General features: G+C 50.0%; 24 protein-coding genes and 1 pseudogene. 18 read left to right on the top strand and 7 right to left on the bottom strand.

The features are described 5' to 3' along the window. The first annotated feature begins 103 nt into the window (after positions 1-103). On the top strand, positions 104-1,429 hold the full coding sequence (locus tag DYE26_RS25705; protein ID WP_036619070.1) for an ABC transporter substrate-binding protein: 1,326 nt from the start codon (positions 104-106) through the stop codon (positions 1,427-1,429). Positions 1,430-1,582: 153 nt separating this feature from the next. Continuing rightward, positions 1,583-3,682 carry an alpha-galactosidase gene (locus tag DYE26_RS25710; RefSeq protein ID WP_036619072.1) on the top strand — a complete coding sequence of 700 codons (2,100 nt, stop codon included), beginning with the start codon at positions 1,583-1,585 and terminating at the stop codon, positions 3,680-3,682. A 306-nt stretch (positions 3,683-3,988) separates the two neighbouring features. Here the strand turns inward: DYE26_RS25710 and DYE26_RS25715 are convergent, their stop codons facing one another. After that, positions 3,989-4,420 carry an SgcJ/EcaC family oxidoreductase gene (locus tag DYE26_RS25715; protein ID WP_036619073.1) on the bottom strand — a complete coding sequence of 144 codons (432 nt, stop codon included), beginning with the start codon at positions 4,418-4,420 and terminating at the stop codon, positions 3,989-3,991. 160 nt (positions 4,421-4,580) lie between these two features. Here DYE26_RS25715 and DYE26_RS25720 point away from each other — a divergent pair, with 160 nt between their 5' ends. The 9 genes and pseudogenes from DYE26_RS25720 (at position 4,581) to DYE26_RS25760 (ending at position 13,168) form a co-directional block, all read left to right on the top strand. Next, positions 4,581-5,069 (top strand): MarR family winged helix-turn-helix transcriptional regulator, encoded by a 489-nt coding sequence (locus DYE26_RS25720; protein WP_036619075.1) that lies wholly within the window; start codon positions 4,581-4,583, stop codon positions 5,067-5,069. A 96-nt stretch (positions 5,070-5,165) separates the two neighbouring features. Further along, positions 5,166-5,615, top strand: coding sequence for an SRPBCC family protein (locus DYE26_RS25725; RefSeq protein WP_051985209.1), 450 nt, complete (start codon positions 5,166-5,168; stop codon positions 5,613-5,615). Between the two features lie 2 nt (positions 5,616-5,617). Then, positions 5,618-5,956: pseudogene (locus DYE26_RS25730) on the top strand (ArsR/SmtB family transcription factor); the annotation flags it as partial. A 512-nt stretch (positions 5,957-6,468) separates the two neighbouring features. Further along, entirely contained in the window at positions 6,469-7,446 is a 978-nt protein-coding gene (locus tag DYE26_RS25735; protein WP_036619077.1) for an aldo/keto reductase, read from the top strand. 108 nt (positions 7,447-7,554) lie between these two features. Continuing rightward, on the top strand, positions 7,555-8,415 hold the full coding sequence (locus DYE26_RS25740) for a GNAT family N-acetyltransferase (protein WP_036619079.1): 861 nt from the start codon (positions 7,555-7,557) through the stop codon (positions 8,413-8,415). A 72-nt stretch (positions 8,416-8,487) separates the two neighbouring features. Next, positions 8,488-9,057 carry a TetR/AcrR family transcriptional regulator gene (locus DYE26_RS25745; protein ID WP_036619081.1) on the top strand — a complete coding sequence of 190 codons (570 nt, stop codon included), beginning with the start codon at positions 8,488-8,490 and terminating at the stop codon, positions 9,055-9,057. Positions 9,058-9,292: 235 nt separating this feature from the next. Beyond that, positions 9,293-10,774, top strand: a complete 1,482-nt coding sequence (locus DYE26_RS25750; protein WP_036619083.1) for an MDR family MFS transporter — start codon at positions 9,293-9,295, stop codon at positions 10,772-10,774. A 235-nt stretch (positions 10,775-11,009) separates the two neighbouring features. Then, positions 11,010-11,534: a hypothetical protein gene (locus DYE26_RS25755; RefSeq protein WP_063836292.1), complete on the top strand. Its 525-nt coding sequence runs from the start codon at positions 11,010-11,012 to the stop codon at positions 11,532-11,534. A gap of 224 nt (positions 11,535-11,758) precedes the next feature. Further along, a complete protein-coding gene (locus DYE26_RS25760) occupies positions 11,759-13,168 on the top strand; it encodes a sensor domain-containing diguanylate cyclase (RefSeq protein ID WP_036619085.1) in 1,410 nt (469 codons plus the stop codon). Between the two features lie 301 nt (positions 13,169-13,469). Here the strand turns inward: DYE26_RS25760 and DYE26_RS25765 are convergent, their stop codons facing one another. Further along, entirely contained in the window at positions 13,470-13,979 is a 510-nt protein-coding gene (locus tag DYE26_RS25765; protein WP_082207631.1) for a hypothetical protein, read from the bottom strand. A 181-nt stretch (positions 13,980-14,160) separates the two neighbouring features. Between DYE26_RS25765 and DYE26_RS33640 the strand changes: the two genes are divergently transcribed. After that, positions 14,161-14,337, top strand: coding sequence for a hypothetical protein (locus DYE26_RS33640; RefSeq protein WP_164815302.1), 177 nt, complete (start codon positions 14,161-14,163; stop codon positions 14,335-14,337). Between the two features lie 816 nt (positions 14,338-15,153). On the opposite strand, the gene DYE26_RS25775 is transcribed toward DYE26_RS33640, so the two are convergent. After that, positions 15,154-15,282, bottom strand: coding sequence for a DUF4023 family protein (locus DYE26_RS25775; RefSeq protein WP_036619087.1), 129 nt, complete (start codon positions 15,280-15,282; stop codon positions 15,154-15,156). A 212-nt stretch (positions 15,283-15,494) separates the two neighbouring features. Between DYE26_RS25775 and DYE26_RS25780 the strand changes: the two genes are divergently transcribed. The 4 genes from DYE26_RS25780 to DYE26_RS25795 all read left to right on the top strand — a co-directional run bounded on the left by DYE26_RS25780 (position 15,495) and on the right by DYE26_RS25795 (position 19,255). Next, positions 15,495-16,454, top strand: coding sequence for an ABC transporter permease (locus tag DYE26_RS25780; protein ID WP_036619089.1), 960 nt, complete (start codon positions 15,495-15,497; stop codon positions 16,452-16,454). Continuing rightward, positions 16,438-17,391 (top strand): iron chelate uptake ABC transporter family permease subunit, encoded by a 954-nt coding sequence (locus DYE26_RS25785; protein ID WP_036619090.1) that lies wholly within the window; start codon positions 16,438-16,440, stop codon positions 17,389-17,391. The genes DYE26_RS25780 and DYE26_RS25785 overlap by 17 nt, the downstream gene beginning before the upstream one ends. Then, positions 17,388-18,149 (top strand): iron ABC transporter ATP-binding protein, encoded by a 762-nt coding sequence (locus DYE26_RS25790; protein WP_036619092.1) that lies wholly within the window; start codon positions 17,388-17,390, stop codon positions 18,147-18,149. Before DYE26_RS25785 ends, DYE26_RS25790 begins: the two co-directional genes overlap by 4 nt. A gap of 65 nt (positions 18,150-18,214) precedes the next feature. Continuing rightward, a complete protein-coding gene (locus DYE26_RS25795) occupies positions 18,215-19,255 on the top strand; it encodes a siderophore ABC transporter substrate-binding protein (RefSeq protein WP_036619094.1) in 1,041 nt (346 codons plus the stop codon). A 46-nt stretch (positions 19,256-19,301) separates the two neighbouring features. Here DYE26_RS25795 and DYE26_RS25800 read toward each other — a convergent pair whose 3' ends face one another. Beyond that, positions 19,302-20,408: a serine hydrolase gene (locus DYE26_RS25800; protein WP_127463483.1), complete on the bottom strand. Its 1,107-nt coding sequence runs from the start codon at positions 20,406-20,408 to the stop codon at positions 19,302-19,304. 392 nt (positions 20,409-20,800) lie between these two features. Between DYE26_RS25800 and DYE26_RS25805 the strand changes: the two genes are divergently transcribed. After that, positions 20,801-22,198: a transposase gene (locus DYE26_RS25805; RefSeq protein ID WP_155621591.1), complete on the top strand. Its 1,398-nt coding sequence runs from the start codon at positions 20,801-20,803 to the stop codon at positions 22,196-22,198. Positions 22,199-22,208: 10 nt separating this feature from the next. On the opposite strand, the gene DYE26_RS25810 is transcribed toward DYE26_RS25805, so the two are convergent. From DYE26_RS25810 to DYE26_RS25820, 3 genes are read right to left on the bottom strand one after another with little or no spacing between them, the layout of a single operon-like run. After that, positions 22,209-22,790, bottom strand: a complete 582-nt coding sequence (locus tag DYE26_RS25810; RefSeq protein WP_036619096.1) for an RNA polymerase sigma factor — start codon at positions 22,788-22,790, stop codon at positions 22,209-22,211. A gap of 48 nt (positions 22,791-22,838) precedes the next feature. Continuing rightward, on the bottom strand, positions 22,839-23,408 hold the full coding sequence (locus tag DYE26_RS25815; RefSeq protein WP_036619098.1) for a hypothetical protein: 570 nt from the start codon (positions 23,406-23,408) through the stop codon (positions 22,839-22,841). 16 nt (positions 23,409-23,424) lie between these two features. Further along, the gene (locus tag DYE26_RS25820) at positions 23,425-23,934 is read right to left on the bottom strand and encodes a MauE/DoxX family redox-associated membrane protein (RefSeq protein WP_164815256.1); all 510 of its coding nucleotides are present in this window, start codon (positions 23,932-23,934) and stop codon (positions 23,425-23,427) included. 513 nt (positions 23,935-24,447) lie between these two features. Here DYE26_RS25820 and DYE26_RS25825 point away from each other — a divergent pair. Continuing rightward, positions 24,448-26,280 carry an ABC transporter ATP-binding protein gene (locus DYE26_RS25825; protein ID WP_036619100.1) on the top strand — a complete coding sequence of 611 codons (1,833 nt, stop codon included), beginning with the start codon at positions 24,448-24,450 and terminating at the stop codon, positions 26,278-26,280. Positions 26,281-26,305: the final 25 nt, after the last annotated feature.

Genomic DNA, 26,305 nt, shown 5'->3' on the forward strand with positions numbered 1-26,305 from the left:
TCTACATTTTTATCGCTGCACCTTTTCTTTAGAATAAGGAACATAGAAAGCGTGAAACTGCTTTCAAAGAATGAACAACGACAAGAAAGTGGGGGCGTTACGAATGAAGAAGAAAATCTTGGCCCTGTCGTTCAGCCTTGTGCTGCTCATGGGTCTGCTGTCCGCTTGCGGTGGCGGCGGAAACAATGCCGCGGGGGGCGGAACGAATGGCGCGGGTGCAGGGAACGGCGGCACAACGGATGATTCCAAACCGGTCACGATCAACATGTTTACGGCTTCTCCGGAATATACCGACGCTTTTAACGCCTATATCGCTGAATACAAAAAAGTGAAGCCCAACGTTACGATCAACCTGGAAATCATGCAGTCCGACTATAATACGGTGTTGAAATCGAGAATCGCCGCAGGCAGCACGCCGGACGTATTCCAAACGACAGCCGGCGGAGATATCGACACGTTTGCCGAATACAGCGCCGATTTGACGGATCAGCCGCTGGCGGCAGCGATGACGGACGCCGTTCGCGCCAACATGACCTCTTCCGACGGGAAAGTGCTGGGCCTTCCGGTTAAAGGCAATCTGTTCTCGCTGATCTACAACAAAGATCTGTTTGAACAAGCCGGCATCACAACCTTCCCGAAAACGACGGCCGAACTGGACGACGCTATCGCGAAGCTGGAAGCCAAAGGCATCAAGCCGTTTGCCAACGCCTATAAAGAATGGTGGGTATGGAAACACGTATTCCAGCATTTCGTCAACGCGGCGGCTCAAGACAAGGGCGTAACGTCGAAGGACCTGGTGAACAGCTTTATCGCCGGCGACGCCAAAATCAAGGATTATCCGGTGCTTTACAACAACTTCTTTGACTTCGTTGACAAAACGGTTAAACATGGCACCGACAAACCGCTGGAACGCGACAGCAACGCGCAAATCAGCGACTTCGCCACCGGCAAGGCGGCGATCATGGTAGGTAAAGGCGCATGGGACGAAGAAGCGATCAAGAAAATCAGCCCGGACATTAAAATCGGGATCGCCGGATATCCGGTCAGCGACAAACCGGAGCAAGCCACGATCATCACCGGCGCCGACCAGGCGCTGCGGATCAACAAGGATTCCGCCGTCGTCAACGAAACGATCGAATTCTTCAATTGGCTGTATACTTCCGATTACGGCAAGAGCTGGTTCTCCAACGTAGCGAAGGTCATTCCGCCGATCAAGGACGCTCCGCTTCCGGAGCTGGATATGCCGAAGCAAATGAACGAAATTTTGCAATCCGAACCTTCGGGCGATCTGGCGATTAACTACTCGCTGGATACGTTCCACCAAAAATTCGGTGAAATCATGCAAGCTTACATCGGCGGCAGCAAAACGAAGGACCAAGCCGTGACCGAAATCGAACAAGCATGGGTTCAACTGGGCTCCGCCCAATAAACCGGCAAAATTAATGAACCCATCCTTTTTAACTCAGCACCCCGGGTGGTGCTGAGTTAAATTTTTGCAGAGGATAATGCTCCGGGTTCACGAAATCAATCAACAAGGGTCTGCAAGTTCAGCGATTTTTTAATAGGGAGGCTGCTTATTCTTATGTCCCAACTTATTCATGTTCAGGAAAACGGACTTCACCTGGTGCTGGAGGTTACGCCGGAGCAAGATGTGCGGCTGTTTCACTTTGGTACGGGCGAGCTGCGGGAAGGCGCGATTTCAAACGGGCAAAAGCCGGGCTTCCGGCTGATGGAGCTGCAGCTGACGGGCGAGGACCGCGCGGAATATCACGGGCGGACGCACCGGGCCACGTTCCCGGGGCTGCGCATGCGCTACGAGGCTCATGCCGATATACGCAATAAGGCCGGCCGCAAGCTGGAGATCGTGCTGCGCGATCCGGACACGTCGCTGCGGGCGGTGCAGCATTTTCAATTCTACGACGGTCTTCAGACTGTCAAGGCTTGGGTAACGCTGAGCAACGAGGGAACGGAAGAGTTGGGCGTAGAATACGTTTCCTCCTTCGCCTTAACCGGTCTCGATAAGGAAGGCGCGCTTGACCGCGACGACAAAATGGCGCTGTACATTCCGCACAGCGGCTGGCAAAGCGAGCTGCAGTGGCGCACGTACAGCCTGCCGGAGCTGGGTATGTCGCATTTGACGGACCGCAGCTCCAAGCGGGTTTCCTGCAGCAATACCGGTTCGTGGTCGGCTGCGGAGCATATCCCGATGGCCGTGCTGGAGAACCGGGAAGCCGGAAGCAGCCTGTTTTGGCAGATCGAGCATAACGGCTCCTGGCATTGGGAGATCATCGATCAGAACGACTTCCTCACCCTTCTCCTGAGCGGGCCGACGGAACACGATAATCATTGGTGGATTTCGCTCGCGCCGGGCGAGGAGTTCGTCAGCGTCCCCGTCGCGGTGGGCGCCGCGCTCGGCGGGTTCGAAGAGGCGATCGGGCAGCTGACCGCGTACCGCCGCCGGATTCGCCGCCCGAACGCGGACAACCGCGATTTGCGGATAATTTTCAACGATTACATGAACTGTCTCTGGGGTTCGCCGACGACGGCCAAGCTATTGCCGCTCATCGACGCCGCGGCCGAAGCAGGCTGCGAGTATTTCTGCATCGATGCCGGCTGGTATGCGGCGGGCGAATGGTGGGACGGCGTGGGTGAATGGATGCCGTCGCCGGAACGGTTCCCGGAAGGCATCAAATACGTGCTCGATTACATTCGCGGCAAAGGGATGGTTCCGGGGCTGTGGCTTGAACTGGAGGTGATGGGCATCAACAGTCCGAAGCTGGCCGGCACCGATGACAGCTGGTTTTTCATGCGCCACGGGCGGAGAGTCAAGGACCGCAGCCGCTATCAGCTCGATTACCGGAACCCGCGGGTGGTCGCCCATGCGAACGAAGTGATCCGCCGCCTGGTGGAGGATTACGGGGTAGGCTATATCAAGATGGACTATAACATCAACGCCGGGATCGGCACGGAGACGGACGCGGACAGCTTCGGCGACGGCCTGCTTCAGCACAACCGCGCTTATCTGGCTTGGCTGGACGGTATTTTTGCCCGGTACCCGGACCTCGTGATCGAAAACTGCTCAAGCGGCGGGATGCGAATGGACTATGCGATGCTCAGCCGCCACAGCATTCAGTCGACGAGCGATCAGGAAAACTACGTCAATTACGCGGCCATTGCCGCCGCTTCGCCTTCGGCGCTGACGCCGGAGCAGTCGGCGATCTGGTCCTACCCGCTGCGGGAAGGCGACGATGAAGAGGTCGTGTTCAACATGGTGAACGCGCTGCTGCTGCGGGTCCACCAAAGCGGGCATCTGGCCGAGCTGAGTCCGCGCCGGCGGGAGCTTGTGAAGGAAGCGCTGGATTACTACAAAACGATCCGCAAGGACATTCCGGAGGCGCTGCCGTTCTGGCCGCTTGGGCTGCCGAAGCAGCAGGACGAGTGGATCAGCCTGGGGCTGCGCCGCGGCGGCTCGGTTTATTTGGCCGTGTGGCGGATTGGCGGAGCTTCGCCGACCCGGACGCTTCCGCTTCCGGCGCTGCGGGGCGAGCAGCTTGACATCCGCTGCGCTTACCCGCAAGGGTTCGACTGCTCGTGGAGCTGGGACGCCGAGCGGGGCGAACTGCAAGTGACCTTGGCGAGTGTGAAATCGGCGCGCCTGTTTGAAATTCACCCGAAACGATAGACCTAAGGATTATGTGTAACAGAAACGAAGAAAATTGATCCGCAGAAACAGAACCGAAGTCGTGTTCAGGCAGGCCTTTTGAGACTGGTTGAATACTAGCAACACAGCGCCGGAAAACCGGCGCTGTGTTGCTTTTTGACATTATAGCTAGAATTTATAAAATTAAATATCCGGGAAATGGGCGGATAAGGTCGCTGGTGTCCGTTAGAGCAGCGCCCAAAGTTTAAGAAGAGCCCTCCTATTCGCTCCCAAGTAAAAGTCAGAGCCGCTAAAGGACGCCGTTAGGCGTTTTTCTTATTTGCTTTATCATGAACGCGGTCCTGACGGCATCTCCTGGATGCGGCAATTATGGAAGGCGGCAATGAGCCATTTATCAGCCTGTCTAACGATAACATTCGTATTGATGGAGCCTCTGTCGTTAGGATCCTGTTCGGGATCGCCCAGCTTAACTTCCCCGATCCCGTGGACAACGGCGACATCCGGCGTAATATAACGAGGTTGAAGATCGGATGTAAAGTTGGATTCCATTTTTGACCCGCGAAGCGGACCGTTAAACAACCAATGGTGAACTTCGGCAATTTGCTTTCTGCCTTTTATATGCTGGCCTATAAAAGTAACATAATCGGCGTCTTCCGTGAAGCATTCCCCGTATGCGGTCCCGTCGCCGTCGTTCCACGCCTCGTTAAGCGCTGTAAAGAGTTCTCTGATTGCGTCTAGGTCTTTTTCCCGATTTTCCATACTTGATCCTGTCCTTTCCATTAAGGTTTGATCATCGATTGGTTAAACTTTGGAGCTGTGATATACTGTTGCCGAATAAAATCTTAACCATGATGAAATCTTAATTAAATAATTATCTTAATTAATCAAGATAAATTAATCATATATAGGAGGTTTCTTTATGTCAAGCGATAATTATCGGCCATGGCCGAACCTGACGCCGCTGCAACAGGAAATTGTTCTGGAATTGCGCGAAAACGGGACCCGGGCCGTGATGCTGCATCAGACGATTTCTGAAAAGATCGGCTTGAATGCGACCGATCACAAATGCCTGGATTATTTGCTGAAAGCCGGCCCTGTAACCGCAGGGCGTCTGGCCGAATTAACGGGGTTGACCACCGGAGCGGTTACAAGTGTAATCGATCGCCTGGAGCAAGCGGGATTTGCGACCAGAGACAAAGACCCGAACGACCGGAGAAAGGTGCTGGTCAAAGCCGTTTCCGAAAAATCGGAGCTGATTTCGTCTCTGTTCGATTCCGCGCTAAAGGCCACTCAGGAACTGGTAACTCGTTATAATGAACAGGAAAGCCGGATCATTCTTGATTTCCTTAAGCAATGCAACGCCATGACATTAGAAGAAATGGACAAATTAAAACAGAACAGCTTATAGTAACTCCGCAGTATTGACATGAAACCAAACGGTTGCTTAAAATGATATTGAGAAACCTTTTGGTTTCATAAAACAAATCGCGAAAGGACGAACATCATGGATCAAACCAACAACCCGCATCATCAAACCGGCGGAAGCGGAGCACTGCCGGATATCCGCCATACAATTATGCTGAACGCGCCGATCTCCCGGGTATTGGAGGCGGTGGCCACCTCGGAAGGGATTGCCGCCTGGTTTATGCCCAACGATTTTCAGCCGGTCGAAGGCTTCGAGTTCCATCTTAACGCCGGGCCTTTCGGCAACTCGCCCTGCAAAGTAACGCTGGTGGATCCGCCGCATCGCCTGTCGTTTAACTGGGGCAAGGACTGGACGCTGACGTTTGAACTGAAGGAGCAGGGCGATCGGACGGAATTCACCCTGATCCACGGCGGCTGGAGCGCGGAACAAGTGACCGAATTCGGCGAAGCCCACGGGCTGGTGCGCGGCCGGATGGACCAAGGCTGGGCCGGACTGGTTCAGAAGCTGGCCGCTTACGTCGGAGCGTAACGATGGAGAGCGCTGCCGCGAAGCATGACGTGTTTCAAGCGATCGCCGATCCGACGCGCCGGGAAATGCTGCGTTTGCTCGGCGACCGGGAGCTGCCGCTCAAGGACATCAGCGGCCGCTTCCCGATGAGCCGCACGGCGGTCTCCAAGCATCTGCGCGTGTTGGCGGAGGCGGGGCTTGTCCACGAGCGCAAGGTAGGACGCGAGACGCGCTACCGGCTGGACGCCGACCCGCTGCTGGAGCTGAAGCGCTGGCTTGATTACTACGAACGCTTCTGGGAGAACAAGCTGTCCATGCTCAAGCATTACGTGGAATCCGAGCCGGGGCAATCGGCGGAAGGACTTAAGCTGGCGGAAACGAGCGAGTTTAAGCCGGGACAAGCAGAAGGGAAAAATCCAGGGACAGGCCAGGGGCAGGCGGAGGGACTTAAGCGCCGGTGCGCAGGGAAAGCGAATAAACGGGGCCGTACGCCGAAATAGCGGTAAAAAAGGGCGTTATTTTGACCGGACATGCGAAAGTGGCACGAATAGCGGAATTTTATGTCGCTAACTTTTGCAACTGCCTGTTGAGAGGCGGCAGAAAGGAAGGTCACTCTAGAAATAGAGACAAAAAATTCCGCTAAGGCCCGAAAATGAGGCGAAAAGGTGCGGATAGGGCCAAAAATTACCGCTATTTTTTGGAAAGGCAAGGGTTGCCGATAACAAGCACCGAAGGGTATCACAACAGAAACTCGAGCTTTTTACCGGTTCGGACTATGGTATATAATGGGTATGGACTTCATACACCTAGAAAGGTTTTGTGCAAACATGTCCGTTAGAGTCATGCTACCAAAACGCTTAAGGAGGTTGTAGTCATGAAGTATGCCAGTTTGGGAAGAACCGGGTTGAAGGTCAGCCGTCTTTGCCTGGGCACGATGAATTTCGGGCCGGCGACGGAGGAGCAGGAGGCGTTCAAAATTATGGACGCGGCCCTTGATGCCGGGGTCAATTTTTTTGATACGGCCAATGTGTACGGCGGCCCCGAACACCGCGGGCGGACCGAGGAAATCATCGGCCGCTGGTTCGCGCAGGGCGGAGGCCGCCGCGAGAAAGTGGTGCTGGCCACCAAGGTGTACGGCCCGATGGACGATCCTCTGGACGGCCCGAACGGAGAGGCCGGGTTGTCGGCTTATAAAATCCGCCGCCATCTGGAGGCTTCTTTGCGGCGGCTCGGTACGGATCATATCGAACTGTACCAAATGCATCATATCGACCGCAACGTCACGTGGGATGAGCTTTGGAACGCTTTTGACATCGCGCAGAAACAGGGGGAAATCGGCTATGTCGGCTCGAGCAACTTTGCCGCCCGGGATTTGGTCAAGGCTCAGTATGAAGCCAAGGCGCACGGGGCGCTGGGACTCGTCTCCGAGCAGCACAAATACAGCCTGCTATGCCGGCTGCCGGAGCTGGAAGTGCTGCCCGCGGCCGGAGAGTTGGGCATCGGCGTAATCCCCTGGAGCCCGCTGGACGGGGGCATACTCGGCGGCAATCTCAACCCGCAGCCGGGATCCCGCACCGAGAAGCAGGCCGAACGGGTCGAGAAGCTGCGCCCGCAGCTGGAGCGGTTCAACAGCCTGTGCAAAGAGCTGGGCGAATCCGCAGCCACGGTGGCCTTGGCCTGGACATTGGCCAATCCGGCCGTCACGGCGCCGATTATCGGGCCGCGTACGCTGCAGCAGTTCGAGGAGACGCTGCGCGTCGTCGATGTGGAGCTGAGCGAAGATACGCTGAAGGCGATCGACGAAATTTTTCCGGGCCCGGGCGGGGAGGCTCCGAAAGCGTACGCTTGGTAATCCGCGGTTTTCATAATATGCAAAAGGCAGTCGAACGATCGGCTGTCTTTTGTTTAGGCAAATAGCAGGCCCGCGCGTGTATGGAGAGTAGATTTTCGGAGGTGTGAAATGCTTCGTTATGCCAGAGGCTCCGAAGTGGGGACGGATGTATTGTTCGCCGCTTTTCGGCGCGGTTTTTCGGACTATATTATTCAATTCAAGCTGGACGAACCCGGCTTTGCGGCCAAATTTTTTGGCCCGGAGGGGAACCGGAGAGAGCATTCCTTCGTCGCGCTGGACGGGGAGAAGGCCGTTGGGATCGTTCTGGGCGGCGTCAAAATGTACGAATCGGTCAAAACGATGCGCTGCGGGGCGCTGGCCGTAAGCCCGGAATACCGGGGGACAGGCGTAAGCGGCAAGCTGATGGACCTGCACCGCGAGGAGGCGGAAAAGGCGGGGTGCCGCCAGCTTTTTCTTGAAGTCATCGTCGGGAACGACAGGGCAATCTCTTTTTACCAAAAACGGGGGTACCGTAAAGTTTACGACCAGCACTATTATACGCTGACCGATGCGGCCAGGCTTGGCTCTCCGCCGGTCCCGGAGGGCTGCCGCTTGCGGCGGCTGGCGTTTGAGGAGTTTTCCGAGGCGGTTGACGCGCGCAGATATTTTCACGTGAACTGGCAAAATGACCTGGAATACCAGCAGCTTAGCGAGGGAAACGCGTACTTCGGCATCAGTCAAAACGATGAGCTGGCGGGGTGCCTGAGCGTAAACGTGTCCGGCAAAATCAGCATGCTGCTGGTGGATCGCCGTTATCGCGGCAGAGGGATCGCCACCTGCTTGCTGGCCGCCGCCCGCGATGAGCTGGGGATCGCCAAATTAACCGCGTCCACCCCGAGCAATGCGCTGCTGGAAGGTTTTTTGGAGCGGACCGGGTTTGTCCGGGAAAGTTTGCGTCAATATGAAATGTACCTGCCATTGGGGAGTTGACACTCCCCTCGGTTATCGTTTATGATGTAGACCGATTGGTCTAATCTTAGAATGAAAGGTACATGATGTTGGATGTCTACCCGCAATCACACCCGTCAAATACTGATCGAAACGACGGCAAAACTGCTGCAGAACCAGGGATATAACGCCACCGGGCTGAATCAGATCACGCAGCTGAGCGGCACACCCAAAGGATCGCTCTATTACCACTTCCCGGAGGGCAAGGAACAGCTTGCCTGCGAAGCCGTAAGCCATACAAAAAACGTTACGCTGGCCAACCTGCGTTCGGTTCTGGATTCGAAGGCGGATGCCACCCAAGCGGTTCAGGAGCTGCTTATGGTGCTTGCCGAACAGGTCGATCGCAAGAACGCGGAGCTCGGCATTCCGCTTGGCGTCATCGCCCATGAAACGGCGGGAAGCAACGAGAACATCCGGAAAGCCTGCTGCGGCGTATATAACGCCTGGATTGCCGAATTTGAAAACAAATTCGTCGCCTGCGGATACGCTCCTGAAGAAGCGAAGGAGATCGCCGTGTCGATCAATGCGCTGATCGAAGGCTCCATGATCATGTGCATGACCCAGCGGGACAGCGCCCCGCTACGAACGGCTGCCAAACTGGTGCCGCGCCTGCTCCAGGCGTAATGAACGAAAGGTGTAATGGATTGGCTAAAAAAGGACAGTGACAAATGCATTGGTAATACTTTAAATTTTATATATAGAACGGTCTAGAAAAACGGTTTCAACAAAAGATGAAAGGCGCTCACACCCCAAGGAAGGCCCTGGAAACATACAAATGATCTTGGACCCTCCTTGTTTATATATAAAAAATAAAAAGAGAACAATCCAATTCCGGATAGTATGGAGGTAACCGAAAAAAATGAATACAACAACGCTTAGCGCTGTCAAGGAGGCCAGTGTAGAAGGGATTAGGCGGCTGCCGATAACGATCGCCTTGATCATCGGGGCCTTTGTGTCCATTTTGAATGAAACCCTTCTGAACGTGGCTTATACGGATTTAATGCATGAGCTCGGGGTTGGAGCTTCTACGATACAATGGCTGTCGACCTCATATATGCTGGTGATCGGGATCCTCGTGCCGATTACGGCGCTGTTGATTCAGTGGTTTACGACGAGGCAAATGTTTTTGTCCGCAATGATTTTGTTTCTAATCGGTACCGTCGTTTGCGGGATTTCCCCGAATTTCGGGATGCTGCTGTTCGGGCGGGTGATTCAGGCCATTGGTACGGGCCTGCTGCTGCCGGTGATGATGAACACGATCCTGACGATTTACCCTCCCGAAAAAAGAGGAGCGGCCATGGGCACCATCGGTCTCGTCATCATGTTCGGCCCGGCGATCGGTCCGACGCTGTCCGGCCTGATTCTGGACGCCCTGAACTGGCGCTGGCTGTTCTTTTTGGTCGTGCCGCTGGCCCTGTTTTCCATCCTGTTTGGGGCCGTTTATCTGCGGAATGTTTCCGAGCCCACGAAGCCGCGGGTGGATCTGATTTCCATTCTGCTGTCTACGGCCGGCTTCGGCGGTATCGTTTACGGCTTCAGCCACGCCGGGGAAGGCGAAGGCTGGTCGAGCCCTATCGTCTACATCTGCCTGATTGTCGGATTCGTAGCACTTGCCTTATTTGTATGGCGCCAGCTGGTCGTCGCCGAGCCGACGCTCGATGTCCGTGTCTTTAAATATCCGATGTTCGCGTTGTCCGCCGCGCTGCTGACGGTGATGATGATGACGTTGTTCTCCACGCTGATCCTGCTGCCGATGTATCTGCAGGGGGCGCTGCTGCTGGCGCCGTTCGTCGCCGGACTCGTGCTGCTGCCGGGCGGGGTGATCAATGGCCTGATGTCTCCGGTGGCGGGCAAGCTGTTCGATAAATTCGGGCCGCGCGCGCTGATCACGCCGGGGTTGCTCATCGTCATCATTACGCTTTGGTTTATGCGCGGGCTGGAAACGACCACCTCCACCGGGGTCGTCATCGGGCTGCACATCGCGCTGCTCGTTGGCATCTCGCTGGTGATGATGCCGGGCCAAACGACCGGACTGAACCAGCTGCCGCGCCAGCTGTATCCGCACGGGACCGCGATCATGAACACGCTCCAGCAGGTATCCGGGGCGATCGGTACGGCGCTGTTCATCAGCATCTATTCCTCCGGCCAGGCCCGTTATCTGGCTTCTTCCGCCAATCCGAAGGACCCGGGGGAGCTGGCCCAGGCTTTGGTCAGCGGTCTGCACAGTGCTTTTACCATCTCGATGTTTGTCGGCGTCATCGCCCTCATTCTCGGTTTGTTTTTGCGCCGGACGCAAGCGCCGGCGGAAGCACACGGCTCCGGGGCGAAGCAGGGCTCTTAATCCTTGGCCTTACGCCGGAGTGACCCAGGTCTGCCCGCGGGATCATCTTAGAATGGTCCTGCGGGCAGCTTTTTGCGTTTAAGAGGCTGCATACGAAGCACTTTAAACAATTTGTAACCCGTTTTAACTTTGCTGTGACCCTTTTTCGCAGCAGCCGTCATATAATGAAGGTGTAAGGCATATTAGTAAGCTTGAATGCTGAATTTGTGCTGACAGGGAAAGGCGGACCCGAAACATGAGAAATTGGTTTGTAGCAGTGCTTCCTTTGTTGTTGATCGTTGCGTTGCCCCCGTTTGCCGCATCCGGTTCCTTGATGCCCGGAACGCAGGCAGTTTCCGGACCCGTGCAGGGACCTCATACGGTTACCGTGTATGTGAACCGGCTCGAACTGGGCCCCCGGGGCGGTACCCTCGCCGCAGATCCGATTCTTTGGTACGAGGGGGAAGAGGCGGCGGCCGCGTTCGCCGTGCATGAGCCGGACGCGGGGATTGACGGACCGCCGGACGGTTACTACATCGTGAATGACGTCAAAGAGACGGTGGAGTATCCGGTAGCGAAAAATGCCGAAGTGCTGATGCAGATTTACGATCGAACCGGGCGGATCGAGGACATTCAAGTCAAATGGAACGAGCCGGTAAGCCTGGAGAAGTTCGGCCGGCTGTTTGGCGACAACGATTTGATCGATTTAAGCCGGTTTCCGTACCACCTTACCATCGAAGGCGGGCAAGTGGTGCGGATCGTTCAACAGTTTATCCCTTAGGAACAAAAACCCATGACGCGGGTTGCGGGGAATCTTAACCCTCTGGACCCGCGTTTTTTTAGTTCTTCTCGATTAAAAACGGAAACGCGATGCCGCTGCATAAAATTAACGTATTCCACATTTTATACTTTGTAGTATAATAATTCCTTAGGCATAGTTCTTTATACCCACGCAAAATTCCCAGCGAAGTCTGCTGCTGACTGCAAAGCAAAAAGGTGGTAGAAATGAGTAGAGATGCCAAACTGATTCATCAAAAAAACGTATGGATGCTGGTGCTGCTGGGTTGTTTCTTTGCGGCAGGCCTGTTCATGAACATATTGATCAACCGGAACGCCATGGCGGTGCAGCCGCTGCTTGGCTTCGTCCTGCTGCTCATTTTGGCCGGCTTCGTTTGGAACGGGCGCTGGCCGACGGCCACGATGCTGCTTGCGATCTTTCTGCTGTTTATCTATCTTTTCGTTGTAATATGGAACGAGCGTTCTTTTACTAGTTATATCTTTCTTGGACTGCTGCCGCTGCTGAGCCTGTTTTATCAAAATTACACGGCCGTGGCGCTGGCGGGCGCGCTTTATTTGTCCTCGGGGGTGTACTTCTTCTACAAGCTGCAAAATACGATGTTTGCCGAGAGTACCAACGTGTCCGATACGGCTTACATCGCCGCATACGGAGTGCTCATTCTGACGTTTTCCCTCATTACTACCATGATTACCAGAAAATTGTCAGATCGGGCGGAGCACAGCGAAGGACGGCTCAAGGCGATCCTTGAAAGTGTCTCCGTTGGCATTTGGACCTATGATTTTGGCGAGATGAAGCTGACGGTTTCCGACGGATTTGAACAGATAACCGGGTATCCCGCCAGTTTATTTGAGCAGTCCCCGGAGCGGGTCACGGATATGATTCATCCGGAGGATCAGCACATGTTTTTCGAGTCCCAACAGGAAATGATTCTCGGCCGGACAAGCTCGGTGAAGGAATGCCGGATTCTGCGGCCGGACGGCGAGGTGAGATGGATTCAAAGCCGGGGCACGCCTTATTTTAATGCCATGGGCCATCTCGTTCGTCTGGAGGGGATCATTATCGAAGTTACGGATCGGAAACAGCTGGAGGAAACGGTTCATTATCTGGCGTACCATGATGAACTTACCGGCCTGCCCAACCGGACAAAGTTCGGGGAGAAGTTTGCGGAATGCGTGAGCAAAGGGGACTATCCCCTGGCGCTGCTGTTCCTTGATCTGAACAATTTCAAGGACGTTAATGATACATACGGACATGAGGCCGGAGATCATCTGCTGAAACAAATTGCCGTCAAATTGTCCTCCCTGATCCGCGAAAACGATATGGTTTGCCGTATGGGCGGCGATGAATTTGTCATCCTGCTGACCCATCTGGACACCGATGGCGTCTTGAAAGTGGTGGAGCGGATTCTGGCCAACCTGTCCGAAGGCTGCGAGTACCGGGGCGTTCGGCTCGGTATCTCGGCCAGCGTCGGCGTCAGCTTCTCCCCGGACGGCGGCAGCAGCCTGGAGGAGATGCTCCGGCAGGCGGACGCCACGATGTATGACGCCAAGCGGGGAACAACGGGCGCTTACCGGTTTTACGGTGACAGGCGGAACGAAACCGAACGCGTCCGGTAGGTATAGGTAATACCTAAGGTCTTATTTTCCGAATTTGAGCCTATTCATCACCATAGGGGAACTTTTGGGTCCTATTTTTCGATGAACAGGTCGAAAGGCGGCCTTACGCCACTAAATTGTGAAAATAGCGCCATAAAATTCCGCTATTTCACGCAACATGGGGGATATCGCTGAAATAGCGCCCTTCCATCATGCTAACGTTATTTCCAGAATCGTCTACTGGTACCGCCGAAAGCGAACAAACGCTTCCCCCGAGTGGTTCGGAAGAAGCGTCCTGTGCGGAAAGCGGATCAGCTTTTGTTTACAGCCGTCTTTTTGGAGCGAGCATCACGCCGGCGCCGATGGCGATGAGCGCGATCGCCAGCACCGGTTGGCCGAAGATCAGGCGGTTATACAAGTTGCCGAGCGAAAAGACGGCAAAAAACAGCAGCGACAGCACGGTCAAAATGTTGATTGGAATGAGCAGATATCTGTTGCGGTCGCCGAACCAGTAGAACTCGAACAGGCCGACGGCCGGAGCCAAAATGAAGCCGGGCCACAGGTATTGCCAGCTGTCAAAGAGGGTGGCAAGCTGGCAGACGAGGCCTGCCGTGAACAAAATGCCGCCGGGAATAAGCAGCCCCGTTGCTCTCCGGTCCGTCATCGAGAAGTACATCCAGTGGAAAAACAGTCCGACCGGAATGACGAACAAGGTTGGCCAGAACTGGCCGAAGATCGTGCCCGCGCTGACCGCTTCCTTGCGGAAAAAGAGCAGACAAATGCCGATCAGCACAAGCGCCGGCCCGATTAATGATTTTTTATTCAAATTCATACCAAGGTCTCCTTTGCCTATGTATTCATTACCTACAGCATACAATAAAATCGCCGCCAGGTTCTTCGGACTCTGGGGAAGTTGTGAACTGGACTTAGGTCCAGTCAGAGTATAAAAACAGCCAATAAAAGACACGCTAACGCTAGAAACGAGTAATTCGGATGAATAGGAGGGTACTCACTTGGCAAACGAGAAAAACCGCGGGCGGCAAGCCGGCAACGGCAGCAGCAACGGACAAAATGATACGACCGGAGACGGCGGAGAACGCCGCAACGGACGCCTCGCCCAAATCAAAAACCACAGCACGACGGGCGTGGGGCCGCTGGATGAGTATATTAGCGGAAACGACAAGAACTAAGGATCACCTCTGGCTTGAAAGCAGCTTTTGCCGGGTTGAAGACAAAAAGAGGTAGGCCTTTGATTAAGCGGAAGGTGCTATCTCTTTTTTTGTATCAATCTATCTAAAGTTTAAGAAAAGAAGAAGTCCTACAATGATGACAATGGTGGTCAAACAACCGCCCTTTGCTAAGGCGTTCCAATCACCGATTTCAGACGATTCATCGAATCAGCAAAATTAATGAAAGGCTTGCGTTTATACTCTTCATACTTATCCTTTTCTTGTTTTCCCCAGTTGCCCATTGCTATCCCCCCATAATTATGTGTTAGGTAGTATGGAATAATTTTCCTAATCCTACTATAAGAAATTAGCATTAATTTTTCAATGGAAATTGCGGCTCAACCTAATAATCAGCGTTTGACAGGAAGGGCCGGTAAGCGATCGTGGCAAGAAATATCGGCAGATCAATATCCGCTGTCCGGACACTTTGCACGATTATCCCATTTGATCCGGAAGCAGAGAGGAGGGGAAGTTCAGGAGAAGAAAATAGGTTTGGGAGAAGCAGACCTTTTCGTGATCGTTAGACAGATTTGTGAGAAGGAGGTCTAGGAGAAGTGAAGCAGACCTGACGGGAGGAATGGGGCAAGACACCGGGAAAATGAAAGGACCGTGATTGCCCCCACCCTCTCCCCCTGAACAAAAGGAATAATCGTGCAAAGCAGCATGCAGGGATACCAGGACACGAACGCTATCATAATTCCTCCAAAGCTGCAAGAAAGCCGCTGCACAGCGTAGTGTGGGCGGCTTTTTAAATAGCTCTTCAATCGGGAGGGATCCTTACTTCTGCGTGCCGTGCTGTTTCGTCGGCAGTTGGCCGGCGGGATTGCCTTTGCCGCGTTGTTTGTTTTTCTCCTGTTTTTCCTGCTGATCATGCACCTTTTCTACGAATTCGTGCAGATTTTCCATAAGCTTGCGTCGACTCCTTTATTAAAGATTATGCTTCCCGTGATACTATGCCCCGTTTGGGAGACTTTCATCACGTTAGGGTTGACAGTCCGGAAAATGAGACGATATAATTCAATTTAATTGATAATGAATATCATTATCAAAAATGTCCTGCCGGCAGTGGTCAAACTTGAACTTCCTCCCGGCCAGAGGAAGGGAAGCAAGGACGAATTATGAAAACAAGATATTTAACAGCAATGTTGATTGTCTTATCCCTGGTCTCCTTGTTTATCGGAGTCAAGGGCATCTCCCTGCCGGGCCTGCTCCGTCTGGACGCCGAGCAGTGGGAGATTTTCCGCATTAGCCGGATTCCCCGGCTCGTCAGCATCATCATCGCCGGGGTCAGCATGAGCATCGTCGGGCTGATCATGCAGCAGTTGACCCGCAACAAATTCGTGTCCCCGACGACGGCGGGCACGATGGATTCCGCCAGCTTCGGAATCATGATCTCGCTGCTGCTGTTTTCGGCGGCGGGGCCGCTGGCGAAAATCGCCGTTGCCTTCGTCTGCTCGCTCGCGGGCACTTATATTTTTATGCAAATCCTGGATCGCGTGAAATATAAGGATACGATTTTCATTCCGCTGGTCGGCTTGATGTTTGGCGGAATCGTCAGCTCGGCAACGACGTTTTTTGCCTATAAATACAATTTGATTCAAAGCATGTCCGCCTGGCTGCACGGCGATTTCTCGATGATCATGCAGGGGCGTTACGAGCTGCTGTACATCAGCGTTCCGCTGGTCGCGGCGGCTTATGGGTACGCTAACAAATTTACGGTCGCCGGGATGGGCGAGGAGTTTTCCGTGAATCTGGGGCTGAATTACAAGCGGGTCGTCAATCTCGGTCTGATGCTGGTGGCGCTGGTGACTTCGGTCGTCGTGCTGACGGTAGGGTCGATCCCTTTTCTCGGGTTGATTATTCCGAACCTCGTTACGATGTACCGGGGCGATAACCTGAAAAACAATCTGCCCCACACGGCGTTGCTGGGGGCGGTCTTTGTGCTGGCTTGCGACATTTTGGGAAGGGTCATCATTTATCCGTATGAGGTTTCGATCGGTCTAACCGTCGGGGTGATCGGGAGCGGCATCTTCCTGTATTTGCTGATGAGGAGAAACGCCTATGAGCCTAAGCCATAAAACGAAACTTGCGATTCTCGTCGGAATCGGCATTCTGCTCGTGGTCGTGTTTATGACGATCGACGTGGGCGGACATTGGGATTACATACTGCCGAGACGCGGCAAAAAGCTGCTTGCGATCCTTCTTACCGGAACGGCGGTTGCTTTTTCCACCGTAGTGTTTCAAACGATTACGAACAACCGGATTCTGACGCCGAGCATCATCGGGCTGGATTCGCTTTATATGCTGCTGCAGACGTTCATTGTTTTTCTGTTTGGCGGAACGGCGCTGACGCTAATGAGCAAAAACCTGCGCTTTCTGCTGGCGGTCGGGTTCATGGTGCTGTTCGCGGGGCTGCTGTACCGCCTGCTGTTCCGAAAGGAAGGGCGCAACATCTACCACCTGCTGCTGATCGGCTTAGTGTTTGGGACGTTTTTTTCCAGTCTGTCGTCGTTTCTGCAAAAGCTGATCGATCCGAACGAATTTCTCGTTATCCAGGATAAAATGTTCGCCAGCTTCAACAACGTGGATACGGATCTGCTAATGATCTCGCTGGCCGGCGTGCTGCTGGTGGGGTGGTACTTCGCCCGATTTTCCAAGTATCTCGATGTGCTTGCTTTGGGACGCGATCACGCGGTGAATCTGGGAATCAGTTACGAATTTGTCGTCAAAAGAATGCTGATCGTCGTGGCGGTCCTGATTTCGATCTCCACGGCATTGGTCGGGCCGATCACGTTCCTTGGCCTGCTGGTCGCCAACGTCGCCTATCAGTTTCTGGACACCTACCGCCACCAGACGTTGATCCTCGGCGCTTCCCTGATCAGCTTCATCGCCCTGCTCGGCGGACAGCTGCTCGTTGAACGAGTGTTTACGTTCTCCACCTCGCTAAGCGTAATCATCAACTTTATCGGCGGCGTTTACTTCATCTATTTAATGCTAAAGGAGAATAAGTCGTGATTAAGGTCAGGGGAGTATCCAAACGATACGGCGGCAAAAAAGTGGTCGACAACGTAACGCTCGACATCGCGGAGGGAAAGATCACGTCTTTCATCGGCCCGAACGGCGCCGGCAAAAGCACGCTGATGTCGATGGTCAGCCGTTTGATCGCCAAGGACGAAGGCGAAATCATCATTAGCGGCAAGGAAATCGGCAGCTGGAACAGCAGGGAGCTGGCGCAAAAAATCTCCATTTTAAAGCAGTCCAATCATATCAACCTGCGGCTTACGGTCCGCGACCTGGTGGCATTCGGGCGTTTTCCTTATTCGCAAGGGAAGCTGACGAAGGAGGACCAACGGTACGTGGACGAAGCGATTCAGTATATGGACCTGGCGCCGATGCAGCACAAATATTTGGATGAACTCAGCGGCGGACAAAAGCAGCGGGCTTTTATCGCCATGGTTATCGCCCAGGACACGGAATACGTGCTGCTCGACGAGCCGCTCAACAACCTGGATATGAAACATTCGGTACAGATCATGAAAGTGCTGCGCCGGCTTACGGATGAACTCGGCAAAACGGTCGTTCTGGTGATCCACGATCTCAATTTCGCCTCCTGCTACTCCGATTACATCGTGGCTTTAAAAAACGGGGTCGTGGTCAGGGAAGGGATGAAGGATGAGATCATCGATCCCGCGGTTTTGCGGGAAGTGTACGAGATGGATATTCCGATCGAAAACATCGGCGGAAACCGGATTTGCGTATATTTTGCGGGCTAACGTGCGAAGGCTTCGGCATCGGGCCGGCTTTAGCACATTTGAACATATTTGAGGGGGAATGAACGATGAATCGGAAAATTTCAATGTTGTTGATGATGGTCTTTTTGGTGGCAATCCTCGCGGCTTGCGGCTCGAATCAAGGCGGAAGCGCGGCGGGGAACGGTGGCAATGCGGCCTCCGGGACGAATGCCGGAGCCAGCGCGGGGAGTACGAATACCGCCGAACCGGCGAGCGCCGATGCAATTGGGTCGGAGGCGGAGGAACTGTCGATCAAACATCAGCTGGGGGAAGCCAAAGTCAAGAAAAACCCGGGCAATGTCGTCGTTTTTGACTACGGCGTACTGGAAACGCTGGATAAGCTGGGCGTGGAGGCAGCGGCGGTGCCGCAGGGGAACTTGCCGGCGCATTTGAAAAAATACGAAGACGCCAAATACACGAACGCCGGCACGCTGTTCGAGCCGGATTTCGAGAAGCTGAACGCGCTTGAGCCCGGGGTGATCTTCATTTCCGGCCGGTCTTCGGAAGCGTACGAGGAGCTTAACAAAATCGCCCCGACGATCTTTATGGGCGTCGATACGAAAAACTACCTCGAATCGTTTACGGAGAACGTGAAAACGCTGGGACGGATTTTCGGCAAGGAAGCCGAAGCCGAGCAGGAGCTGGCGGCGATCAGCGATTCGATTCAAGCGGTCAAAGAAACGGCGGCGGCCGGCGGTAAGAAAGGGCTCGTCATCCTGACGACCGGCGGCAAAGTGAGCGCTTATGGTCCGGGCTCGCGGTTCGGCTTGATTCATGACGTGTTCGGCGTGCCCGCGGTGGACGACACGATCGAAGCTTCGACGCACGGTCAAAGCATCTCCTTCGAATACGTCGCCGAGAAAAACCCGGATTACCTGTTCGTTGTAGACCGCGACGCCGTTGTTGCCGAGGAGGACAAACAGGCCGAACCGGCCGCCAAACTGGTCGAAAACGATCTGGTGAAGAAAACGAACGCTTACAGAAACGGCAAGATCATTTACCTTGACGCGAACTATTGGTACCTCTCCGGGGGCGGGCTGCTGTCCATGCCGGAAATGCTGAAGGAAGTCCAGGAAGGGATAAAATAAAGTAAACAAAGCAGGATTCCGTGGGGAGTCCTGCTCTTTTTTTTGCTTAACCGGCGCCGCCAAGGGTTTGGATGACCTGCTGCTTAAAATGATCGTCGGTTAAGTATTTTTGCAAAAACAAGTCCAGCTTCTTGCCCAGCCACATGATTTCCAGCCCCTGGGGTTCGTGAATGAACAGGGCCAGCTGAATCCGGTTGCCTTGTTTGTCTTCGCAATATAAGGTCTGATTCATAATGCTCAGGCTTGAGCCGCCCTTGGACCCGATAGTTATGTACCTGGATTCCGGCTTTGGCTTACGTTCCATGATCTCCCTGGCGATCCGGGCCGCTTCCGGGGAAAGCGATTCGCCTTTCTGGATGTTTTGCAGCAGGACGGCATATTCTTTGACCGTGGCGCCCGGCAGTTTGGATGACCAGATCCGCTGAACCGGTATAGGGGTGCTGCGGTCGTGCAGCGACGGAATCGACTCCGGGTTTTGCCGGATCCAATCGAAAATGAGCTGCGCTTTGGCGGCGTATTCCTGGTCCGTCAACCCTTTCATCGCTTGCTCCGCCTGCCTGTGCGGCATATGCTCGTATTTGGTCATATACCCGTACATCAGCATGGCCGAAGAGACTGGAAATATCGGATCGTGCCGGGACAGGGCGAGTTTTTGGATGCGGGCGTTGATGTTGTCCAGGCCAAGCCTCTCCATGAAATATTCCGTATTGGCATTGGAGCTGTAGTGGATCATGCCTTTGGCAGCTTCCATCAAGGAAACCGTGCCGTCTGCGGTTACGGCAGGACCCAGCGCGTCCAGCCAGCTTGGGTGCGCGCCTCCATCCGTTCCCGGAATATAGAAGCGGCGAAGCGAATCAAGAGGCACGGCTTCATTCATATCGATGCGCCCCTCCGCCGCCTGTTCGGCCAACTCTATGGCCAATATGATTTTGAGCACGCTGGCCAGCGGCCGCTTGACATCGGACTGATAATCGATCAGTACCCGATCATTTTCCATGACATACATTGAGGCGAGCTCCGGATGAGCCGCCAGAAACTGCAGGACATCCGCTTCCGTTTTGCGCTCGTCTTTCCGCTTGGCGTAGAATACCAGCAGCCCAAAGGACACAGCACTCAAAACAAGCACCGCGGCTACTATAATAAGTACTATCAATAGGAACCTCCTTATCGGGGATAAAAAATTTCTTAATCTTTTTACGCACAATAAGGTGTGCAGGTTCCACGAAAGGTTGGCTTTGGGTAACCACGTTAATTTGGAAAAAGCAAAACCTTGATGTATTTTTCTGGATGTTCCTTAAAAAAGCATTTAATATTATGTATAGCCTAGTGCTTCCTTTTGAAAATTAATATTTCGTATCAATATAATTATTGAGTCAATTTCATAATTCAAAACGCTTGATATAACTGGATTTTTTGGGCATAGAAAAAGGAGTACCTCCCCAAATCTCGAAGTAATAGTGACCAAACCAAACTCGAGAAAGAGAAACGGAGGTAATCCCTATCTATTCAATTCGCCAAACGGAGTTGTTTTCCTTCGAGGAATTAATGGAAATGCGCCCCGAAGATAAGTACAGCCAAATCTTCGAGCATTTGGATCTTGCCCCAGTCATGCAGGCACTCAGCAAACCAAAACGTCGCGGGCGTAAGGAAGAATTAAATTATCCAGCCATGGTATATTCGCTGCTCATCGCAAAGATGGAGGGTATAGAATTCGTCTCTTCCATCATAAAACGTCTGGAAAGCAGCGAGGAGTTTCGCATCCAATGCCGGTTCACCGGCTCGGACCGTATACCAAGCGAATCGACCTACTCTCGGCTGAATCTGGCGCTGCAGCAAAAGGGTCTGCTCGAACAGGTGCTGGACCGTTTGGTGAGAGCCGCTCATGCCGAGGGTTTCTTAACGGGAGCTCATATCGCCGTCGATTCCTCGGCGGTTGAAGCGTGGGACTGCCAATATGGAGAATCTGCTGCCAAACGCCGAGCCGCAAGGAAACAGAAGCAAAAGAAGGAATCTTCGGTGCAACAGCTCGAAATGGAGCCCGTTCTCCCCGTGTCTGAGACCGAACCCACGAAGCCGACAAAGCCGGTTTACGGGCGTGGAAATTGCTCGGCCGAAGAAAAGGAGCGCCGCCGTAAAGAACGGGAAGCATACGAGGCGAGCCTGCCCCCTTTCGAAAAGAAAATAGAAAACATGTTGCCCTTCACCTACGACGAGCTGTTTGAAGCGATGCCCAGGTCTGCTTCGCGTTGCACCAAGAAAAATTCGAAAGGCAAGCTCACCACCTGGTATGGCTATAAAGCCAACATCGTAGTGGATACCGATAGTCAGTATGTGCTCAGCGGGGTACTGAGCTCGGCTCATTTGAACGACCAACGCATGGCTGTACTGTTGCTCAAAGGTCTTCCACTTAAGTTTCCCATGCTGAAGGTGAAATATGGGTTGGGGGACAAAGGCTACGACAGCACGCCCATTTACGAGTTGATTCGTTCGCTCCAAGCTTACCCGATCATTGATATCATCCACCATACGGCTCCGCCGGAAGGGATGAATCTTGATTATGGTCCGGTTTGCAAAGAAGGCCACGCCTATCGGTACGACAGCTTTGATCCCAAGTATGAGACACTTCGGTATACCCGTCCAAGCGAGTGCAAGGAATGTCCGTTTGCGGAATCCGGCTGCCAAAAGGTGTTTAAAATTCGGATCGAAACGGACGTGCGTAAGCACACCTATCCGGCAAGAGGCAGCAAAGGGTTTAAAGAACTGTACAAAAAGCGAACGGCTGTCGAGCGTGTCTTTGCCTATCTCAAGGGTTACTATGGATTGAAACGAACACGTCACCGCGGTGTCCGAGCCAACGTCGACTTCCAACTCAGTATACTTGCGTACAACCTAACCAAGTTTGCACTCGATAAGTTGAATAAACGCCTGCCTCAAGCAGCATAACCGTATTTTTTTAAACAAGCAGCATTTTATTTTCGGTAATTATAGCTCTATATTCGAATCGAATTATGAAATTGACTCTATAATTATTTTGAATTATTTTTCTAGCTCTATATATATTCTGCTTTACCGAACCTTCAGTTATCATTAATATATTGGCTATTTCTTTATAGCTTAATTGCTTTACAACTCGGAGATAAATAGTTTCTCTTAGTTTTAAAGGAAGCTCTGTTATATCATGTAGCAGACTTTTTAATTTCATATATTCTGCAATGTTATTGGAGTCATGCAACTTATTTATTATGTCATCAATGTTTACCGAACAACTATCTCTTCTATATTTTCTGATATAATTTAAAGTTGTGTTTCTTGTTACAGTAAGTAACCAAGGTTTTAATTTATTCTCATTAATTTTAGTTAAATCTCTCCCTATTATTCTAATAAATGCTTCCTGCAAAATGTCTTCTGTTGAGTAATGATTCCGGACAGTTGAATTTACAAAATTATAATATGAGCGATAAAAATGTTTGAATACTTTCTTTTGACGATCATTATTCAAAAGTGAGAAATTCTCAAGATCATTTTTTGAAAGCATTGGATTTCTCCTTTTAATAAAAATATCCTCTCGATCCTTCTCTTTTTTTTAACTAACTTCATCCATATTAACAGTAGAAATATTGTTTTGAAGCAATACACCTATATCATCTCTATTTTGAATAATTCCCTTATTTATGATTTCCCCAGTGTTAGAAACAACATAACAAAAAGGGAAAGTACTTGTTCCATATTTGTACATTTCATCAAGTTCAACGTGATGAATCGGAAGTTTTAATTTATATTTACTTTTATTGTAAATAACACTATTTAATGGAGCTATCATTATGGAGATGACTTGGTAGTTAGGCAAGTTATCTGCTATAGAGTCCATTTGTGGATAGAGTCTCTCACAAGCATTACAACCATGTACACTAAAAAGAACGATAGAACCTAAATGATTCGAATTATTTAGTTCAATTACTTCATTTGTTATTGTTAAAAGACTGAGGCTTGGGAAAAAGCTTCCTATTTCAAGGTGTTTGTTGCTATTAGATTCTGTCATGGAATAATTTACTGAAGCAGCTTCGTAGCTCTTATTGAAAATATAGGTCATAAAAAAAAGCATAATTATAATTATGAACCATTGAGCAACTTCGAATAATTGTAAGAAACTCATTTTTTATTCAATCCTCCTATTTTGATATTTTATTGAATTTTAAGAAAGAATTAGAGACCGCATATAAACATATAAATGAGACACTTAATAGGACAGATAATAAAACTTCATATGGATCAACTAAGTTCAAACTTGCAGTACTAAATAGTAGAACGATAGATAATATAGTAAGAGCGAAAATTCTGTACAATGTAGACTTCCCAAGTTCTTCTGGAACCCAGTCACCGAAGCAATTGCATGTAATTTTTGATTTCAGTGCTGTAGCTCTCCAAACAGCCCATAAATAACTTGAAATTAATAAAAATGAAATATAGACACCGTAAGAAGATAAATTATCTAAAAATAATAAAATGCCACAAAGTAACTCTAAAAGAATAATGAGATAAGTTCCGAATGATATTAATTTTCTAGATTGGATTAGTTTTGATACAGTTACCTTAAATGATTTTAAAGAAAACAATTTTAAAATACCTGAAGAAATCATAATGACAGCAAGAAAGACTCGAAAATAGATAACTAAAGTCATATAATACCTCCTTAAAAACATTTTTATAACATATAACACCAAAAAAGGAGGTTTTGTTACAAAAATAATAAAAAAATAATAATTTAATATTTTTTATAATTCAATGTAACATTCGACATTAGAAATTGGTTATATATAATAGACCAACAGCGAGATAAGCTTCTTATCCCCGCAAAAAATAAGGAGGATTTAAAATGATTACAATAATGGATCTTACAAAGAAAACATGTACGTATTATTCAAACTGCACCACGGACCCAAGTGATTCCTCTTACAAATATTGTGATTGGGTACAGTACACATGTTGCGGATGTGAAAGCCCAATTGATAGAGGGACTGAAATTGCTAGCGGAAGAAATCGCTTTTCAAGAAGTGTAGGAGACAAAACTTGTAGTACAGGAACTTGTTAGGAAAAATAATCTAAAATTTATTAATGCGGGGATAAATTATCGCTGATAAACGTTTTGTTTATCAGCGATACAATTTTATTCAACTGAATGGGGTATACAGGGAATGTTAACTATATCCAAACTAAGGTTTATAACCCGAGTAAGCATTCGGTTTGTACTATACTTTTGGTATGTTGCAAAATTAGAAATTATATTTTCAATTTTTTTGAAAATTGGGCAGGCAATTATTCCAAGCCTACATTTATTGGTAACAAAATTATTAATTGATTCAATAAGTAATGTTCTACAAGGAGACGTTGCTATCGATATAGTAATTAAGTATTTAGGATTACAAGCAATAACCATGGTTCTAAGTCATATTTTAATTGCAATTGATAGATTAAATAGTATTAAAATGCAAAATAAAATTACGTATGCAACTGAAGAAAAAATAATTACTAAAACTTCGACGATCCCTATTCTTCATTTTGAAAAAAGTGAGTTCTATGATCAATTATTACGTGTATCGTCTGGACAGAGTCAAAGGGTTGTAGAAATGTTTAATGGTCCATTAAATATACTCCAAAATCTTCTTACTCTCACAACTATTATTGGACTTATTTCCACGATCCATTGGATAACAAGTATATCAGTTGTGATTTTTGCTATTTTTCCACTGATTATTAACATAAAAGTAAGTAAACTGAATTTTAAACTCAATAAAGAAATAACTCCTTTGACAAGACTAATTAACTATTTTTTAAATTTGTTAAAACATAGAGACAGTGCTAAAGAGATAAGAGTGTTTCAATTACAGAACCACTTGATCGATAGATGGAGAAGACTCTATGTTACGTACACAAGAAAAAAATTTTCTTTTGAGGTTTATAGCACATATTTAAGGACAGGTACTGAGATATTTACTACACTGCTAATTGCAGTAAATTTAGGTTTTATTATATGGGTTGGAATAAAAAATAAGTTAACAATAGGGGATTATACTGCTATAACACAAGCATTTGTATCTGTTCAAGGTATATTAGTTTCTCTTTCATATTCTGTTTCTTCATTGTATGCCAACGCATTAGCAATACAGGAATTAATTCAATTTCTTGAAATGTCTGATGAGTTAACAACAGAGTACAACAATATTGATAAATCATTTTCTAATGAGGATAAAGATTTCATAGGGAATGGTATTGTTGTAAAAGATCTTCAATTTTCGTATGATAATAATCGGGTAGTACTTGATCATCTCTCATTTAGCATTAAACCAGGGGAAAGAGTAGCAATTGTTGGAGATAATGGGGCCGGAAAAAGCACACTTGTCAAATGTCTGTTAGGGCTATATCGCACATATGATGGTAGTATTTACTATGGAAATAAAGAATTGAAGCAATTACCGATAAATAGAGTGTTTAATCATGTAAGCGCATTGTTTCAGGACTTTGGCAAATATGAGTTGACGGTAAGTGAAAATATTTCCTTTGGAAATATAAAATATATTCATGACCAAGATAAAATACTTGAAGCATCTAAAAAAGGCGGGGCATATACATTTATTAATCAACTCCCCTTCGGTTTTAATACTCAATTAGGAAGAAGTTTTAATGGGGGAACTGAAATTTCAGGCGGTCAGTGGCATAGGATTGCAATAAGTCGTGCTTTTATTCGAGACTCCGAAGTTATCATACTAGATGAACCAGCAGCATCATTGGACCCATTTGCTGAAGCCTCTCTTTGTGAAAATTTTGCAAACTTGTCAAAAGGGAAAACTACTATATTAATATCACATCGTTTAAGTAGCTGTGTGAATGCAGATTTAATTTTAGTGATGAGAGAAGGGAAAATTGTTGAGCAAGGGAAACACGAAGAGCTTCTTGCTCAAAATGGATATTATGCCAAAATGTTTTTGTTACAAGCTAACAGTTATCAGAAGGGAACGGTACTTTCATAGGTAAAATACCATAGAAAGCGGTGAG

The sequence above is a fragment of the Paenibacillus macerans genome (assembly GCF_900454495.1).
GTDB lineage: Bacteria > Bacillota > Bacilli > Paenibacillales > Paenibacillaceae > Fontibacillus > Fontibacillus macerans.

Coding starts and splice junctions, on each gene's coding strand:
- DYE26_RS25705 (WP_036619070.1), top strand. CDS start 104: ATGAAGAAGAAAATCTTGGCCCTGTCGTTCAGCCTTGTGCTGCTCATG.
- DYE26_RS25710 (WP_036619072.1), top strand. CDS start 1,583: ATGTCCCAACTTATTCATGTTCAGGAAAACGGACTTCACCTGGTGCTG.
- DYE26_RS25715 (WP_036619073.1), bottom strand. CDS start 4,420: ATGGAAAATCGGGAAAAAGACCTAGACGCAATCAGAGAACTCTTTACA.
- DYE26_RS25720 (WP_036619075.1), top strand. CDS start 4,581: ATGTCAAGCGATAATTATCGGCCATGGCCGAACCTGACGCCGCTGCAA.
- DYE26_RS25725 (WP_051985209.1), top strand. CDS start 5,166: ATGGATCAAACCAACAACCCGCATCATCAAACCGGCGGAAGCGGAGCA.
- DYE26_RS25735 (WP_036619077.1), top strand. CDS start 6,469: ATGAAGTATGCCAGTTTGGGAAGAACCGGGTTGAAGGTCAGCCGTCTT.
- DYE26_RS25740 (WP_036619079.1), top strand. CDS start 7,555: ATGCTTCGTTATGCCAGAGGCTCCGAAGTGGGGACGGATGTATTGTTC.
- DYE26_RS25745 (WP_036619081.1), top strand. CDS start 8,488: ATGTCTACCCGCAATCACACCCGTCAAATACTGATCGAAACGACGGCA.
- DYE26_RS25750 (WP_036619083.1), top strand. CDS start 9,293: ATGAATACAACAACGCTTAGCGCTGTCAAGGAGGCCAGTGTAGAAGGG.
- DYE26_RS25755 (WP_063836292.1), top strand. CDS start 11,010: ATGAGAAATTGGTTTGTAGCAGTGCTTCCTTTGTTGTTGATCGTTGCG.
- DYE26_RS25760 (WP_036619085.1), top strand. CDS start 11,759: ATGAGTAGAGATGCCAAACTGATTCATCAAAAAAACGTATGGATGCTG.
- DYE26_RS25765 (WP_082207631.1), bottom strand. CDS start 13,979: ATGAATTTGAATAAAAAATCATTAATCGGGCCGGCGCTTGTGCTGATC.
- DYE26_RS25775 (WP_036619087.1), bottom strand. CDS start 15,282: ATGGAAAATCTGCACGAATTCGTAGAAAAGGTGCATGATCAGCAGGAA.
- DYE26_RS25780 (WP_036619089.1), top strand. CDS start 15,495: ATGAAAACAAGATATTTAACAGCAATGTTGATTGTCTTATCCCTGGTC.
- DYE26_RS25785 (WP_036619090.1), top strand. CDS start 16,438: ATGAGCCTAAGCCATAAAACGAAACTTGCGATTCTCGTCGGAATCGGC.
- DYE26_RS25795 (WP_036619094.1), top strand. CDS start 18,215: ATGAATCGGAAAATTTCAATGTTGTTGATGATGGTCTTTTTGGTGGCA.
- DYE26_RS25805 (WP_155621591.1), top strand. CDS start 20,801: ATGGAAATGCGCCCCGAAGATAAGTACAGCCAAATCTTCGAGCATTTG.
- DYE26_RS25810 (WP_036619096.1), bottom strand. CDS start 22,790: ATGCTTTCAAAAAATGATCTTGAGAATTTCTCACTTTTGAATAATGAT.
- DYE26_RS25815 (WP_036619098.1), bottom strand. CDS start 23,408: ATGAGTTTCTTACAATTATTCGAAGTTGCTCAATGGTTCATAATTATA.
- DYE26_RS25820 (WP_164815256.1), bottom strand. CDS start 23,934: ATGACTTTAGTTATCTATTTTCGAGTCTTTCTTGCTGTCATTATGATT.
- DYE26_RS25825 (WP_036619100.1), top strand. CDS start 24,448: ATGTTAACTATATCCAAACTAAGGTTTATAACCCGAGTAAGCATTCGG.